Source organism: Legionella nigrisilvae, from assembly GCF_977063395.2.
The window spans coordinates 1-260 of record NZ_CDRUGZ020000009.1; the positions used below are offsets into that span (position 1 = coordinate 1).

Sequence of the window (260 nt, forward strand, 5' to 3'; positions counted from 1 at the left end):
CGTTGAAGACTACAACGTTGATAGGCAAGGTGTGGAAGCGCAGTAATGTGTGAAGCTAACTTGTACTAATTGGCTGATTGTCTTGACCATATAATCTGAGCTACTTCAGTTCATAGCTCCAGATACAAGTTTAAAGGTATTAAAGTGAGGTTTTTGACCTCACTTACAAAAAAATGTGCACCTCTTTATTTACCTAAAGCATAATTCGGGTATAATAGCCCCCATTATGCATAAACAGTTTTCCTGGCGACCATAGCGTC

1 rRNA gene is annotated in these 260 nt (G+C 39.2%); it reads left to right on the plus strand.

Going from position 1 to position 260, the window contains the following annotated elements:
- Window positions 1-90: ribosomal RNA gene (locus tag ACWTE2_RS00055) — 23S ribosomal RNA — on the plus strand; the annotation flags it as partial.
- Window positions 91-260 lie beyond the last annotated feature (170 nt).